At 38.8% G+C, this 17406-nt stretch carries 12 protein-coding genes; 7 read left to right on the forward strand and 5 right to left on the reverse strand.

Translation table 11 applies throughout. From position 1 onward, the window contains the following. Positions 1–80 precede the first annotated feature (80 nt). Complete coding sequence (locus AC2INI_RS08890; RefSeq protein WP_486304641.1) at positions 81–2024, reverse strand: DNA topoisomerase III; 1944 nt, start codon at positions 2022–2024, stop codon at positions 81–83. Between the two features lie 93 nt (positions 2025–2117). Continuing rightward, on the reverse strand, positions 2118–4121 hold the full coding sequence (locus AC2INI_RS08895; RefSeq protein WP_486304642.1) for an FAD-dependent oxidoreductase: 2004 nt from the start codon (positions 4119–4121) through the stop codon (positions 2118–2120). Positions 4122–4336: 215 nt separating this feature from the next. Here AC2INI_RS08895 and sppA point away from each other — a divergent pair, with 215 nt between their 5' ends. Beyond that, positions 4337–6193 (forward strand): signal peptide peptidase SppA, encoded by a 1857-nt coding sequence (sppA, locus tag AC2INI_RS08900; RefSeq protein WP_486304643.1) that lies wholly within the window; start codon positions 4337–4339, stop codon positions 6191–6193. Positions 6194–6285: 92 nt separating this feature from the next. After that, positions 6286–7299 (forward strand): asparaginase, encoded by a 1014-nt coding sequence (gene ansA, locus AC2INI_RS08905; protein WP_045102434.1) that lies wholly within the window; start codon positions 6286–6288, stop codon positions 7297–7299. A 112-nt stretch (positions 7300–7411) separates the two neighbouring features. Here ansA and asd read toward each other — a convergent pair whose 3' ends face one another. After that, complete coding sequence (gene asd, locus AC2INI_RS08910; protein WP_045102435.1) at positions 7412–8527, reverse strand: aspartate-semialdehyde dehydrogenase; 1116 nt, start codon at positions 8525–8527, stop codon at positions 7412–7414. Positions 8528–9148: 621 nt separating this feature from the next. Here asd and nhaC point away from each other — a divergent pair. Then, entirely contained in the window at positions 9149–10585 is a 1437-nt protein-coding gene (nhaC, locus tag AC2INI_RS08915) for a Na+/H+ antiporter NhaC (RefSeq protein ID WP_122033140.1), read from the forward strand. A gap of 124 nt (positions 10586–10709) precedes the next feature. Here nhaC and AC2INI_RS08920 read toward each other — a convergent pair whose 3' ends face one another. Beyond that, positions 10710–11930 carry a chemotaxis protein gene (locus AC2INI_RS08920; RefSeq protein WP_486304644.1) on the reverse strand — a complete coding sequence of 407 codons (1221 nt, stop codon included), beginning with the start codon at positions 11928–11930 and terminating at the stop codon, positions 10710–10712. 142 nt (positions 11931–12072) lie between these two features. Further along, entirely contained in the window at positions 12073–13089 is a 1017-nt protein-coding gene (gene yejK, locus AC2INI_RS08925) for a nucleoid-associated protein YejK (RefSeq protein ID WP_045103335.1), read from the reverse strand. 76 nt (positions 13090–13165) lie between these two features. Here yejK and AC2INI_RS08930 point away from each other — a divergent pair, with 76 nt between their 5' ends. From AC2INI_RS08930 to AC2INI_RS08945, 4 genes are all read left to right on the forward strand, one after another. Then, positions 13166–13396, forward strand: coding sequence for a YejL family protein (locus AC2INI_RS08930; protein ID WP_122033143.1), 231 nt, complete (start codon positions 13166–13168; stop codon positions 13394–13396). A gap of 19 nt (positions 13397–13415) precedes the next feature. After that, positions 13416–15224 carry a DUF3413 domain-containing protein gene (locus AC2INI_RS08935; RefSeq protein WP_486304645.1) on the forward strand — a complete coding sequence of 603 codons (1809 nt, stop codon included), beginning with the start codon at positions 13416–13418 and terminating at the stop codon, positions 15222–15224. A gap of 137 nt (positions 15225–15361) precedes the next feature. Next, positions 15362–16039, forward strand: a complete 678-nt coding sequence (locus tag AC2INI_RS08940) for a response regulator transcription factor (RefSeq protein ID WP_486304646.1) — start codon at positions 15362–15364, stop codon at positions 16037–16039. Position 16040: 1 nt separating this feature from the next. Beyond that, a complete protein-coding gene (locus AC2INI_RS08945) occupies positions 16041–17318 on the forward strand; it encodes a sensor histidine kinase (protein WP_486304647.1) in 1278 nt (425 codons plus the stop codon). Positions 17319–17406 lie beyond the last annotated feature (88 nt).

The raw sequence follows: 17406 nt of genomic DNA on the forward strand, positions 1-17406 counted from the left end.
CTTCTTAATTATTCTAAAAGTAACGTTAAGAAGGCACCTTAATTTATTCTTTAATTCTGTTCGATGATACGGATCTAATTTTATGATTTCTTTGCTTTTCTACGACGTTTAAATTGCGGTTTTGTCGGGCTTTTCAACGTTTTTAATGATTCTGGTACCGGACCTTGCTGAACTCTTTGCATAAAATTTAGGACTTTGGTTTCTAATTCAGACATAAAAGGACGATATGCGCAGGTTCTTTCTGTCATTCCTTGTAGCTGAAACTCCCAATGTGCCGTCATATCTGGGTAAGTCGCCTCATTCGGTAACGCATTAATCAAGCCTTTACCTGCCTCACTCGCATGAATGTTTTTACCATTTCGAGTTAATAATTGGCGTTTAAATAAAGTATCTAATATCCCTGCTCGCGTGGCCTCTGTTCCTAATCCATCCGTATCTCTTAGGATCTTTTTCAGCTCTTTATCTTCAACAAAGCGTGCAATACCCGTCATGGCTTGCAGCAACGTAGCCTCAGTAAAATACTTAGGAGGCTCCGTCATCTTGTGTTTTATTTCACCTTCACGACAAGTATGTACTTCGCCTTTTTTAAGCGGAGGAACTTTATTCGCTACATCATCATCGCTATTTTGTGCTTGAGCTTTGCCCAGTAATACTCGCCAGCCTGCAAACAACATCTGCTTGCCTTTGGCTGCAAAGACACCCCCTGCAATATCAAACACCAACTCAGCTTCGGCGTAAACAGCAGCAGGATAAAACTGCATTAAATACTGACGGGCAATTAAGTGATAAACCTTCTCTTCAAACCCAGAAAGCCCTGCCGAACCACTCGATTTTGGGGTTGGAATAATTGCATGGTGAGCATCTACCTTACTGTCATTCCAAGCGCGTGATTTCAACGTTAAATCTGCATTGGTTACTACGCTAGATAATTGCTTATCGTTATTACCAATTGCAGCGCATACTTGTTCACGCTGCTTATAATGGTCTTTGGGTAAATGACGACTGTCTGAGCGTGGGTAAGTGATTAATTTGTGCTTTTCATACAACGCCTGGCACGCATCTAATACTTGCTGTGCACTTAGGTTGTAACGTTTTGAAGCATCTATTTGTAATGACGATAACGAATAAGGCAAAGGCGCATTTTGCTTGGTTTCTTTATTTTCAGCTTTAGTGACGGTTGCTGGTTGATTCGCAATTCTCTGAGCCACGTTTTCGACCAATTTCAGACTGAGCACGCGCCCTTCTTCGTCTTGCCATTGTTGACACGCTTCACTTGGCTTCCACTTCGCTCGAATATCAAACGCTTGTCCATCATTCAACTGAGGATTTTGATAAGGAATTAATGCTTCTAAGGTGAAATACGCTTTAGGAACAAAATTAGCAATCTCTTCATCACGGCGAGTCACTAAGCCTAACACTGGCGTTTGTACACGGCCTACGGATAAGACACCTTGATAACCACCACGTTGACCTAATAAGGTATAAGCACGTGTCATGTTCATGCCATACAACCAATCCGCACGAGAGCGCGCTAAAGCTGAGATAGAGAGAGGAATAAACTCTTGGTTACTTCGCATTGACGTTAATGCACGTTTTACTGCCGGTAAGTTTAAATCGCTAATTAATAATCGTTGAGTCGCAGCTTTTTTCGTTTTAGACAGTTTTAAATAATCCAAAACTTCATCAACTAACAGCTGCCCTTCTCTATCAGGATCACCCGCGTGAACCACTTGAGAAGCGGTTTTCAGTAACTTTCGGATCACCGTTAATTGTTTGCTCGACGATTTTCTTGGACGAAGTTGCCACTGCTCAGGAACAATAGGTAAATGCTCCATACGCCACGATTTGTATTTATCATCATATGCATCAGGCTCAACTTGCTCTAATAGATGGCCAATACACCAAGTTACAATGTCGCCATTGCCACATTCTATGTAGCCTTGTTGATTCTTCTGTGGCTTTGCTAGACCGGCGGCAATCGCTCGACCTAAACTCGGTTTTTCTGCAATAAATAATCGTGACATAAAAAAGTGCTGATGTTGTGAATAACATCAGCACTATACCTGTATGAATAGACAGTTATCAAGTTTTGTTGCCTAACTTGTTGGAATTTTAGCTTAAAGTTTTGCGGCTAGTTCAACCCCTTGACGGATTGCTCGCTTCGCATCCAATTCACCTGCATGCTCTGCACCGCCAATAACGTGATGCTCAATGTCCGCTGAGGTTAGCGTTTCAACTAAGTCATTGACGGATACTTGGCCTGCACACATTAAGACATGATCAACATCCAGTAGCTTAACTTCTTCATTTTGACGAATATACAAACCTTCATCATTCACTTTTAAATATTCAACACCCGCTAGCATATGTACGCCGCGTTTTTGTAAGGTACGTTTATGGATCCAACCTGTTGTTTTGCCTGGGCCTTTTCCTATGCTGCCTTTTTTACGCTGCATCAGCCATACTTCGCGGGTGGTTTGATATGTATCTTGTGGCTTTAAACCGCCTTCGAACTCAATATTTTTATCGATATCCCAATCTTTTAGCCACGCATCTAATGTGTGATCTTCAGGCTCAGTTATCATGGTCGCGACATCAACGCCAATACCACCAGCACCAATCACCGCCACTTTTTGACCAAGTTTAGGTTGAGTCTTAATGTAAGTTTGATAATCAATCACCTTTGGATGATCACTGCCTTCTAGCTGTGGTGCTCTTGGTTTAACTCCTGTCGCCACCACCACCTCATCAAACTGGCGTAGTTCATCCATCTCAACGGTATAATTCAACTTAACTATAATATTCTTATGATCTAATTTATTGGAGAAATAACGAATTGTTTCTTTAAACTCTTCTTTTCCTGGGATCTGCATGGCTAAATTAAACTGCCCACCAATGCGATCACTTCGCTCAAATACCGTTACTTGATAACCACGTTCAGCCGCTGATGTAGCACAAGACAAACCGGCCATTCCCGCGCCAATTATCGCAATGGTTTTCTTTTTCTCAGCAGGTGTAATTACTAACTCGGTTTCATAACACGCCTGAGGATTAACCAAACACGTAGCTCGCTTAGCTTTAAATACATGATCCAAGCAGGCTTGATTACAGCCAATACAAGTATTAATTAATTCTGATTTGTCTTGTTCTGCTTTATTTACAAATTCTGCATCTGCTAAAAATGGTCGTGCCATCGATACCATATCGGCTTGTCCTGATGCCAATATATCTTCAGCGACTTCAGGTGTATTAATACGGTTACAAGTAACTAATGGGATAGATACTTTACCTTTTAGTTTTTCAGTTACCCAACTAAAGGCCGCTCGCGGTACTTGAGTCGCTATGGTTGGTACTCTTGCTTCATGCCAACCAATTCCTGTATTTAGTATCGTGACTCCTGCTTTTTCTAATGCTTGAGCAAGCTCCACCACCTCATCAAACGTGCTGCCTTGCTCAACTAAATCAAGCATAGATAAACGGAAGATAATAATGAAATCAGTACCTATTTTTTCACGTATCGCTTTAATTATTTCTAACGGAAAACGCATACGATTTTGATAGTTACCACCCCAATCGTCATATCTCATGTTAGTTCTAGCACAAATAAATTGATTAATGAGATAGCCTTCAGAACCCATCACTTCAATACCATCGTAATTGGCTTTTTTTGCATAATAAGCACTATTAGCAAAGTCATTAATCGTCTTCTGGATTTGACGCTCACTCATTTGACTTGGCGTAAACATCCCTATTGGTGCTCTAATATCAGAGGCGCTGACCGCTAAAGGATGCATCGCATATCGACCAGCATGAAGAAGCTGAAGTGCAATTTTCCCGCCATTATCATGTACCGCGCTGGTTAAGGCTTTATGCTTATCCGCAGCACGAGAAGAGCTAAACTGCGCACTAAATGGGGTTAGGCGCCCACGAAAATTTGGTGCAAAACCACCAGTAACAATAAGACCAACCCCACCTTTTGCCCGCGCAGCATAAAAGGCTGAGAGTTTTTTAAATCCATCATTACTCTCTTCTAATCCAGTATGCATAGAGCCCATTAATACTCGATTCTTTAATTGGGTAAACCCCAAATCTAACGGCTGAAAAAGGTGTGGGTACGTCATAACAATCCATCGCTTATAATTATTGTGGTCTGACCAGAATAGTAGCTATAGGCTTCTGCTACAATTAAGTATTTACAAATATGCAACATCCATCAATGTTTTTATTTCAATTTACTAATAACAGTAATTCTCATTTAGAACGATTTAGTCTAGTTACTTTCTGATTCAGTTAGCGTAGGATAGTGACAGAGTTCAAACTAATAATAAGGAACAATATGAAAGGGTTATTCCACTTCATAGGAAAATGTTTTAAAGCCATATGGAAGTTACTTTCCTTTACCCGTCAACTGGTATTAAACCTATTTTTTCTTGCTTTTGTGGGAGTGATTGCCTTCACTTTCCTAGCCAGTGATGAGACTAACGTTGAAACTCAACAAGTTGAGAAGAAAGCATTAATCCTTGATTTGTCTGGTCCTATTGTTGAAGAGAGTAAATTTCGCGAACCATTAGAGCGTGTTACTTCTGATTTATTAGGCAGTCAAAAATCTCAAGAAAATGTCTTATTTGATATTGTCGATACTATTCGTTTTGCGGCTCATGATGACAATGTTTCGGGCTTAGTACTTCATTTAAAAGAAATGAATGAAACCAGCTTAACTAAACTCCGTTATATCGCTAAAGCCATCAATACCTTCAAAGCTGCAGGTAAACCGGTTTATGCCATTGGTGATTACTACAATCAAAGCCAATACTATTTAGCAAGTTACGCTGATAAAGTTTTCATGGCACCTGATGGTACGGTTCTATTACGTGGCTACGGCGCTTATACGCTGTACTACAAAGACCTACTTGAAAACCTGAATGTCTCTACGCATGTTTTCCGTGTTGGAACGTACAAATCAGCGGTAGAACCGTATCTTAGAAATGACATGTCTGATGCGGCAAAAGAATCGACATCAGTATGGCTGACTCAATTGTGGGATGCCTATTTAGATGATGTTGCTACTAACCGTCAAATTGATGCAAAAACATTAACGATGCCAATGGATCAATTCATTGCGAAGTTAAAAACGCTTAATGGTGACTTATCACAAATGACAGTAGAGCTTGGTTTGGTGGATAAGCTAGCAACACGCCAAGAAGTTCGTAAAGACATGATTGAACAATTTGGTTCTAATGGCTACGACAGCTTTAAACAAATCAGTTATTACGATTATCGCCCACAAGTTCGCCCAGCTATCATTCCTGATGCCCAAGATATTGCTGTTGTTGTTGCAAGTGGAGCAATCATGGATGGAACTCAACGACAAGGTACCGTTGGTGGTGACTCTACCGCTTCTCTACTTCGTCAAGCTCGTGGAGATGACAATGTAAAAGCGGTCGTTCTTCGTGTTGATAGCCCAGGTGGTAGTGCTTTTGCTTCTGAAGTGATCCGCAATGAAGTGGATGCCCTTAAAGAAGCAGGTAAACCGGTCGTTATTTCAATGTCGAGTGTCGCCGCCTCTGGTGGGTATTGGATCTCTGCAAGTGCAGACAAGATCATTGCACAACCAACCACCATTACTGGCTCAATTGGTATCTTTGGTATTCTAACTACCTTTGAAAAAGGCTTAAATAAGATGGGGATCCACAATGATGGGATCTCAACCTCTCCATTTAATGGGGTTGGTTTAACTCGCCCGTTAAATGATGATGTAGCTCAAGTGATGCAGTTAGGTATCGAACATGGCTATCACCGCTTTATTAAACTGGTGAGTGACCATCGTGATCTATCTCTAGAAGCGGTTGATAACGTAGCACAAGGCCGTGTTTGGACAGGTAAAGATGCGCTAAAACATGGTTTAGTTGACCAATTAGGTGATTTTGATGATGCCGTACAAGCCGCAGCTCAATTAGCTAATATGGAATCATATAACCTCTACTGGGTTAAAGAGCCACTATCTCCAATGGAGCAATTCCTTGAAGAGTTAAGTATGAGCTTTAACGCTAATATCAAAACAGAGCTTTTTTCATTAGCACCAGAAGCATTGCAACCAACCATCAGCAAAGTTGCAACAGACATCAACATGTTGAATAACTTTAATGATCCAAAAGGGCAATATCTCTTCTGTTTAAACTGTAGCAATCTTTAAAAGCATGACGAGCCCGACACATGTCGGGCTTTCTTTATGCCGAAGGCACAGTATAATCGCACTACCTCCCATAACTCTGTACCGTTGTTATTATGGAAAGAAAACACATTTACATCGCCTATACAGGCGGCACAATCGGCATGTTGAAATCTGATGATCATGGTTATGTACCTGCATCAGGATTTATGCAACATCAACTAAAACAAATGCCTGAGTTTCATCGTGCAGAAATGCCAATTTTCACCATTCACGAATATGAACCATTAATTGATTCATCTGATATGACGCCAGAAGATTGGCAACGTATTGCAGATGATATTCGTGCTAACTACGATAAATACGACGGATTTGTAATTCTTCATGGTACGGATACCATGGCCTACACAGCATCAGCACTTTCATTTATGCTTGAGAACCTTGGAAAACCAGTGATCGTAACTGGCTCTCAAATCCCTCTTGCTGAGCTACGCTCTGATGGCCAAAGCAACTTATTAAATGCCTTACACATTGCAGCTAACTACCCGATTAACGAAGTCACATTATTCTTCAACAACAAATTAATTCGTGGTAACCGTAGTACAAAATCACATGCTGATGGCTTTGATGCTTTCTCTTCGCCAAACCTGTCACCATTACTTGAAGCGGGTATTAATATCCAAATCAACGGTGCTGAAATCAATAAACAGCCTGAAGGTGAATTCACGGTTAATAATATTACGCCACAACCAATTGGCGTAGTAACCATGTACCCGGGTATTTCAGCCGAAGTGATTAAAAACACATTACGCCAACCTGTGAATGCAATGATATTACTCACTTTTGGTGTAGGTAATGCCCCACAAAATCCAGAGCTTTTAGCACAACTAAAAGACGCTTCTGAGCGTGGTGTTGTCGTTGTAAACTTAACTCAATGTTTATCAGGAAAAGTAAACATGGGTGGTTACGCAACAGGTTGTGCGCTTGCTGAAGCCGGTGTGATCAGTGGTTATGATATGACCCCAGAAGCAGCACTAGCTAAACTGCACTACCTACTAAGTAAAGATCTGCCTTATGAAACCATGCGTACCATGATGCAGCAAAGTTTACGTGGCGAGTTAACTCACTAAAATCTAATAACAAGGTCATCTTGTTATAATAAAAAGGCTTCCCTGATATTCTCATGGGAAGCCTTTTTTGTTCTATTAACTAATGCAATTAACTCTATTTAGAATGTTGAGATTATTTCTTTTCGTTAAGAATTATACGCAATGTACGACGAAGTGGCTCTGCTGCACCCCATAGTAATTGGTCACCAACGGTAAAGGCATTCAAGAAATCATTACCCATCGACATCTTACGTAAACGGCCGACTGGCACAGACAAAGTACCTGTTACTTTTGCAGGTGTTAACTCTTGAGCAGTAATATCACGCTCATTTGGAATAACTTTAACCCAATCATTATGCGTTGCAATGATCTCTTCGATCTCATCCATTGGGACATCTTGCTTCAATTTGATCGTTAATGCTTGTGAGTGACAACGCATTGCCCCGATACGTACACAAGTACCATCAATCGCAATTGGTGAATCTTGAAGACCAAGGATCTTGTTGGTTTCAACCGTTGCTTTCCACTCTTCTTTACTCTGACCATTTTCGCGTTTCACGTCAATCCAAGGGATCAATGAACCCGCCAGTGGAGCCCCAAACTCTGATGTTGGGAAAGAATCAGAACGAATTGTCTCTGCTACTTTTCTATCAATATCTAAAATAGAGCTTGAAGGATTTGCTAGTTCAGATGTCACGCAATCATTCACTACGCCCATTTGAGAAATTAGCTCACGCATATTTTTCGCACCAGCACCAGAAGCCGCTTGATACGTCATAGCACTAACCCACTCAACTAGACCTGCTTTATATAAGCCACCAAGACCCATTAGCATCAAGCTAACCGTACAGTTACCACCAACATAGGTGTTAGTACCAGCATGAATGCCTTGTTGAATTTGATCAAAGTTCACTGGATCAAGCGTAATAATCGCATCATCTTTCATACGTAATGTAGATGCAGCATCAATCCAGTAGCCTTTCCAACCTGCTTGACGAAGTGCTGGGTATACTTTTTCAGTATAGCTACCACCTTGACAGGTAATAATTGCATCTAATTTTAGTAAGGACTGAATATCAAATGCATCTTGCAGTAAACCGGCATCCTTTCCAAGGTTTGGTGCTGGAATTCCAACTTGTGATGTAGTGTAAAATACAGGTTCAATATGGTCAAAATCACGTTCTTCAACCATACGCTGCATTAATACTGACCCCACCATTCCACGCCAGCCGACTAAACCTACTCTCATTATACTCTCCCTGTAATTCAAAAAATAAAAAATACTTACTCCATCTATATGATGAACAGGACAAAATCTCAAGCACTATTTGCTTCATTACTTACTTTTTATGGATCATATTTCTACCTATTTACGTTTCTTATTTCAAAAAAATGGATAAAAAAACGACACTGTTTTAGTTAAGTTGACAAAAATCGCACTTTTACATCAACAAAAAACCATTTTTTAACAACTAATACAATAAATAACCACAAACAGCTTAAAAAGTAATATTTTTAGATTATTACACCTCGTTACACTTCATGATATTTTACTCAATAATGAATTAGCAAACGATTACACTAAAAAGCAGTTAATTACTGATACTTAAAAACAAAGTTAAGTATAAAATTTGATACAAAATAAAAACATCAAACGAGTGTTAAAACCAATCAACTTAAAATATAAAACCAATTATTAACCAAAAATTTACTTATAAGCAGTCTTTTAACACCGCTATAGATAGAAATCACAAATCAACTATAGTTAATCGATCTCTTGTTGATCATAAGGTAAAGTGCATCTCGTTTAGAAAACACAATCCCTTATCGTATGAATTTTATTCATGCATACAAAAAAGAGGCTTTATACATGAAGCAAGCAACGACAAAGTTACCATCGCTAACGCAGGTAATTATATCTTTAGGGCTATTTCTACTACTTGCCTTTTCTTTCACGGCACAACTTGATCTACCTATCCAATTAGCACTTTATATTGGTTGGTTCATTATCATTACTTTAGGTATCAAGTTAGGTCATGATTATAAATCTTTAGAAAAAGCAGCTCTAAATGGCATCTCCAATGGACTAGGAGCGGTATTAATTCTCTTGGCTGTAGGTGCTTTAGTAGGTACTTGGATTTCTGGCGGTATTGTTCCAACCATTATTTACTATGGTTTAAAAGCAATTCATCCATCAATCTTCCTTCTTGCAACAATGATTATCTGTTCATTAACAGCTCTTGCAACTGGTACCTCTTGGGGTGCTGCAGGTACAGCTGGTATTGCGATGATGGGGATTGGTCAAGGTCTTGGTGTTCCGGCTCCGATTACTGCAGGTGCTATCCTTTCTGGTTGTTACTTTGGCGATAAAATGTCACCACTGTCAGACTCAGTAATTCTTGCTTCTTCAATGTCAGGCGTTGAAGTAATGGAACACATTAAGGGCATGCTTCCAGTTGCACTTATCAGTTACATCATTACTGGTATCATGTTTACCGCTTTTGGTTTCCACTTTGCTGGTAACGTTGACATGAGCCAAGTAGATTCAGTAATTCTTGCGATGGAAAATCAGTTTGTAATTTCTCCATTCTCATTTGTTCCTGTCGTGATTGTGCTTGGTCTATTAGCAATGCGTATGCCTTCTTTCCCAGTAATTAGCTTTGGTTCTCTTCTGGGTATTATTTGGGCAGTGATGGTTCAAGATATCGACTTCTTGACCGCATTCAATACAGCATGGGCTCCGTTCTCAATTGAATCTGGTGTTGGTTTCATTGACTCAATTCTAAACCGTGGCGGCATGTCTTCAATGCTTGGTTCGGTAGCTGTTATCGTATTTGGTTTAGGCTTTGGTGGTTTACTGGATAAAGTTGGCGTACTAGAAACCGTTGCTAAACTATTCGAAAAACGCGTACAAGGTCCTGGTTCACTCGCGACAAGTACAATTGCTACTGCTTTCTTTGGTAACATCTTCGGCTCAGCAATGTATGTATCGCTTATCCTTACTCCAAAGATTTGTGCGAAAAACTACGACCGTTTAGGCTACAAACGTAAGAACCTTTCTCGTAACGCAGAGTTCGGCGGAACGCTAACATCAGGTATGGTTCCATGGAGTGATAATGGTATCTACATGGCAAGTATCTTAGGTGTTGCGACACTGTCTTACGCACCGTTCATGTGGTTAAGCTTTGTATGTATTATCGTGACAATCGTGACGTCTTACATGGGTTGGTTTGTTGATAAATGTGAACCAACAATCACAGCAGAAGATACTGACGAAGCTATTGCAGTAGAAACAAAAACAGCGTAATTCATACTGCTCTACCTTTAAATAGCGTCATCTAAATAGAAAAATGCCAGCGGTTGACTCAACCACTGGCATTTTTTATGTCTATTTCTTATGTTCTAACTATTATCTATAGCCATCACAATATTTATACAACCGTTTTTTTCACAGCTGCTCGTTTACCTAAGAAGTAACCTAAGCCTAAAGGCGCAAAGAAAATAGCTAAGATAAATAAGATGAAGTAAATAATGGTGCTCTTAATCAAATCAATGACTTTATCTATCGCAAGTGTCAGCACATCTTGTGAGACTTTATCTAAATCTTGAGTAAACTTCTCACGCTCTTGAGAAACAATAATCGCAATTGCATTACGCTCCCTCTCAACCATGTTCACTAACTCTTGACGTTCACGAGCAACCATCGCCTCTAAAGCAATACGCTCAGCACTGAGTTGATTTAACTTGTCATCTGTCTTTAGATCCAAATCGTCAAGCAATGGCTGTAACTGTAAGCTCATTTGTTCTGCTAGATTTTGCATATACTCAGGGTTGTTGTTCACAAAGTCTTGAAACGACTCAGAGGTATCGCGCAAGCTTTCCATGGTTTTATTAATATCATTACCATTTAGATTACTGTTCATCGCAATCAATTGGGCTTTCCATGTCATGATCTTCGGGGTTTGTTCTGACACTAAACCTAAGCGGTCAGAGACATCACCTAACGCCTCAGGCATGGTTCCTAATGTTGCTACCGCTTCCGTTTCATCGATATTTTGATGCGCTAACCACGCTTTTAAAGCAGGGGTTCTTCGCATCATTAAATTATCAAATGGGTGCTCTGCAACAAACGTGGTAATAAAGTCTTGAGCATCACTAAACTCAGAACTCGACAACAGCTTCTTTGCCATTTTTTTAATGTCATCATTCAGAACTTGGCTTGTTTTAAAAGCGACATCGCCATCAAATAACTCAGAGCCTTTCCCTTCTAGTGAGAAGAATTGTTCCATTTGAGCAGCAAAGACCCAAGTATCAATTAAGGCTATTTTTGGAGACACTTGATACGCCGCACGTTGCAACCCTTCTTCTGCATGGATCTTCCATAACAAAACATACGATTGATGTAAGGTATCGTCTTTAGGGTATGTCGCTGATATTTGATCCGCAGCAGATTCCACTTCACTAAAGAAATGTTTGCTGTATTCACGAGTTAAAATACGAGTATTGAGTTCTGCCGTCGTTAATGGGATAGATTGAGATTCTATCTTTAGCTCAAGTAAAGAACAGCCATTGAGCAGAAAAAGGGATAGAGCTATCGAGAATAACTTAGAAACAGAAAGCTTAGAAACAAAGAATTTAGAGGTGTATTTCATGAACAACCCTACCTAACCAGAATTTTATTATTAAAGGATAGATAGGGTATCATTTTGCAAAAATCAAGTTATCAAATATGTGAGAACAAACTGTCAATTATGCATAAATCAACAGCTTTATTTTTTGCAATATAAACACGAGTTATGATTCAGAAGAACCTAGACGTCGTGTTAATTGATCTTTTAAGTTTGGTGGTGTGCCTTTGATTGTTAGAGTATCTGTTTCTGGATCATAGAAAACACGCTCACCCAGTAACATCGCATCAAAGTTCAAAGATAAACCACCGCCAGCACCAACAAACTTAGTAAGTTTACGCATTGCAGTGCGATCAACAGGGAAAGATTCTTCTAATTCATAGCCTTGCTCTTCAGCAAACTGGTAAAAATTAGAGCCTGATTCAGAGGTTGGTAATTCACCAGATAACTCTTTAACGGTTAACTCTTCGCCCGCTTGAAGTTGGCCATTGCAATAATCATATACGCTTTTACGATATTGCTGTTTTTCTTCTTTTTCTAAACGCTCATCTGCACAGAAATCTTCAACGGCTTGCATCAATACTTGGTTTTGCACCTTAGTATCCATGCCTACATCTGCTTGTAAGAAATCTAAGAAGAAATCAGAGACTTTACGTCCCACACGTCCTTTAATGAACGTCAGGTAGCGATTTGAGTCTGAATCCGTTTCCCAAGTTGATAAATCAATACGTGCCGCAATGTCCATTTTAGCAATATCAAGGTAATCAGTAGAACTAATATCTAGTTGCTCCGTGACCTTCATACTCTCGTTTGATGGTAATACTGCGACAAACAAATACTCTGTTGCTAGCGAACGATATTCAGCGATAACTAAAATACCTTCTTCAGCAAATGGGTATTTAATCAGTTCTGATTTTAATTTCTCTGCTGATTTATTACTGAATTCTAAAAATGGCGTTTCATTCTTACGAACGGAACCTAACCAATGCCCAAACTCACTTTCAGTCTTAAATACACCAAAGCCTTTGCCTGCTTTAGAGTTAAAGACACGATGCAGCTCAGATACGAGGGCTTCAGTGAACTCTTCGTTCTCAAGAGTTTGATTTCGTAGACAAACTTCGAGTTCATCTTGCTCATTTTTTACTAATTTATGTAAAATTACGTTTGAAAGGGTTAAACTCATAATAGAAAAGGTTTTTAGTTGACGTGCATAGTAGGTTATCATAAGCCGCTTTCACTATCATTAACTGAAAAGACTTATGGCTATTACTACTTCGAAATACAGCAACAAACAAATTGAACAAATGTTAACAGAGATGGTCGATGTACTAGATAAGCATCGTGCACCAGCTGATCTATCTCTAATGTTGGTTGGTAACATTGCTACTAATGTACTAAACCAAGAAGTGCCAGCAGAGCAGCGTAAAGTTATTGCTGAAAAATTTGCTCAAGCACTATTTAGCTCATTAGATACACCAAAAACTCACTAAGAGCGAGAATTCAATTACCATGGTTGATAGCGGGAATACCTACAGCGACAAAGTCTCTAAGTTAATTACTTGGGGTCACTGGTTTAGCTTCTTCAATATCGTTGCTGCAATGCTTATTGGCACGCGTTATATATCGCAATCTCCATGGCCTGAAACGTTACTTGGTCAGACCTATCTAGTGTTAAACTGGATAGGTCATTTTGGCTTTTTGGTGTTTGGGTTTTACATTCTTGTACTCTTCCCTCTTACCTTTATTACGCCATCTCAACGATTAATGCGTATCTTAAGTGTCATCATAGCAACCGCAGGTATGACCTTGCTGCTGCTAGATACTTACGCTTATCAAAATCTTCACTTGCATATTACCCCACTGGTTTGGGATATGCTGCTGAACAACGATAAATCAAATTTAAACACCCAATGGCAATATTTGTTTATTCTGGTGCCCGTAATTTTCCTACTTCAACTCTCTCTCTCGGAATGGGTGTGGAATAAATTACGCAAACTTGCACATAAGCATGTTGGTCGCCCTTTTGCGATCACCTTCGCTGTCGCATTCATTGGTAGTCACTTAATTCATACATGGGCTGATGCTTCAGCTTATGGGCCAGTAACCGCTCAACGTGCCACATTCCCATTATCTTATCCAATGACAGCACGCTCGTTTTTAGAAAAACACGGCTTTATTGATCGCGATGCATTGGCAAAACAAATCCAAGAAGAAGGTACTGGCGGCGCAAAAGAAGCGATGCGTTACCCTCTTGAGCCAATAAAATTTAAAACAAAGCAAACTGGTTATAACTTACAAATCATTATGATCGATAGCCTTCGAGCTGACACATTAAATCATATTGATACGCCAAATTTAACGCGCTTTGCTCAGAACAATCTAAACTACAACAATCATTACAGTGCCAGTAATAACCCAACAAGCTTATTTGGCTTGTTTTATGGATTGCCTGGAAACTACGTTGATAACTTTAGAAACTCAGAAATTGAATCACCAATTTTAGCTGAGCTACATAACCGTGATTACCAATTTGGTTTATTTAGTGGTGATGATTTTACTTCGTCATTGTATAAGCAAATCATCTTTACTAAAGGCGAGATCGGTGAATCTAAAGAGAAAATGTCTGATAGCAAAGCAATAGCTCAATGGAATGATTGGTTCAAAGCACAGACACCTGACAAGCCATGGTTTAGTTATTTAGAACTGACCTCTGTCTCTGAATATGACGCAACAAGTCCAATATCAACAGAAGACTCAGATCAAAATGCTTTTGAGATTAACTATCGTAAAGCCGTTAAAAAGACAGATCAGCAACTTAAAGCAGTATTGGACGCATTAAAACAATCTCCTGAGTGGGAAAATACCATTGTTGTAGTTACATCAAATCACGGTATGGAGTTTGATGAAACCAATACTAATAGCTGGGGTTCAAGCACTAACTTCAGTAAATATCAGCTTCGTGTACCTATGTTAATTCATTGGCCAGACGTTGAGCCTGAATTAATTATGACTCGTTCAAGTCACTTAGATTTAGCACCAACATTGATGGAGTCATTTTTAAAAACGACGACATCAGCTGAAAGCTACAGCAGTGGTTTAAACTTATTAACTCAAGATAACGACCGAAATTGGTTATTGGCAGGTGACAGAAAAAATATCGCCTTAATAACAGATACCAATACTGTCGTTATTGATACGTTTGGTAACTATAAAGTCTACGATGAAAACTATAATCGTTTGACGGATGAAAAACCGAAACTCTCTTTACTGATGCAAGGCATCTCAGAGCTAAAACGGTTTTATCACCCTAAAAAATAAATAGCCTCATAAAAATCCCTTTCTCATAAAGGGATTTTTTATATCTAATGTTTATACCAAATTCAAATATCGCCTTAAATCTACTTTTTTTTCACATAAAATAGTTAAGATATAAAATCAGATAAATAGAGGTGTATATGAAACTATTGCTTGTTGAAGATAATCAAGATATTGCGGGGATCATTTTTGATTTCTTTGAGATTAAAGGCTATGTATTAGATTATGCAAGTGATGGTCAGCAAGGTTATGATCTTGCTAAAAAAGAACATTTCGATTTGATTATTCTTGATGTCATGCTACCTAAAATGGATGGCTTAACCGTATGTAATCGTTTACGAGAAGAAGGAATAGACATCCCAATTCTTATGCTCACGGCACGAGATACCACAGAAGACACTCTTCTTGGCTTCAAGCAAGGTGCCGACGATTATTTAGTTAAACCTTTTGACCTTGATATTCTTGATGCCCGTATCAATGCTCTTGTTCGTAGAGTCTCAGGAAAACAAGCCAAAACAGAACTTCAGTTTGAAGAGTTATTATTAGATCTCACCTCAAATACTCTCTCTCGCCAAGGGTTAAGGTTTAGTCTCAACCCCACTCAATTTATCATCATGAAAAATCTGCTTCTTTCTGCCCCTAAAATTGTCAATAAAGAAGCGATTGCTTATGAACTATGGGGAGATGATGAACCTGAAAAAGACGTACTACGCAGCCATATTTATCAATTACGAAACTTAGTCGATAAACCATTTACTCATAAATACTTAAAAACCATTCCCAAAGTTGGTTATCAATTAATTGGGAAAGTAGACTGAAATGCGTAAATACAGTGCTAAACACCTTACTTTTATTTATTTTTCGATCGTTGCTTTGGCGATTATTATCGTTCATGCATTAGTGATTGATTCAACACTTGATAGCATTGAGAACTTACTCGCTAAACAAAAAATCCTAAGCGCAAAAGAAGTGGCAATAAACAGCCTTGATAATACCAATTCAACCAAAGTAGTAATCACTGATCGTATTACCGTTTATACAAACAAAGAAGATATTGATATTAATTACACTGATTTCTTCAATTTACCGTTAGATACTACAATAGAAGTATTCAAAAAAGACAGCTATGTCGAAAATGAGGCCTTTGTTTATCGTACATTAGATAACCATGGCAAGAGCATTTACATTGTCTTAACTGGAGATTTTACTGATGACTCTGAGCGTCGTATTTTCTTCATGGAATCAAAAACTCTTGGCTCCTCTTTATTGCTAATGCTTATCAGCTTTTTTATTATTTTAAAAATATCACAAAGAATAACAGAACCTCTAACTCGATTAACAGAAAACATAAGCAATAGAAAACAGGGAGATATATCTCAAATTCCAGATAGCATTTCAGGAAACACCCAAGAAAGTGCGCAATTAATTGAAACCCTTAATGCTAATTACCAACAAATAGAACAGTTAATCGAACGTGAACGTTCTTTCACTCGATATGCTAGCCATGAGCTACGTACACCATTAATGATCATGAAAGGAGCAACCAAACTACTTGATCAATCAAACGACCCAATATTTATACAAAGACAACAAAAACGATTAAACGATGCCGTACAAGAGATGAGTGACTTTGTTGATACCTTACTATCACTTACTCGTGATGAATCTGATCTTAAAAATTCAGCTATAACTTATCGAAGTATCGACGTTACTGAGCTGGAAAGAATTATTGAAACGCACGCACATCTACTACGCTTTAAAAAAGTTAGTTATCGTATTGAATTAGAAAGCTTAACTACCACCTATATCTCTAAAAACATATTAAAAGTCCTAATTGGTAATCTGATTAAAAATGCCTTCAACTGTACAGATGAAGGCGAAATCATCATATCAATGAATCAAGAAGGGTTTTCTATTATTGATTCTGGCATTGGTTTAGATGAAAAACCCCGTGGCGTTGAAGGGTTCGGCTTAGGATTATTGATTGTTAGAGACATTAGTCAACGTTATGATTTGACCTTCACGTTGACTAATAAAGAAGGTAGCTATGGCTGTATTGCGACTGTTTTATATAACAAAAATAAAGAAATCAGTTAAAAACAGAGCACATTGCGCAAAAATAGTGCAGTCAGCCCATATTTTTAAATTTATCCTTTACAAGATCCAGTGATACGCCTATTATTCA

The organism is Aliivibrio friggae, from assembly GCF_057368515.1.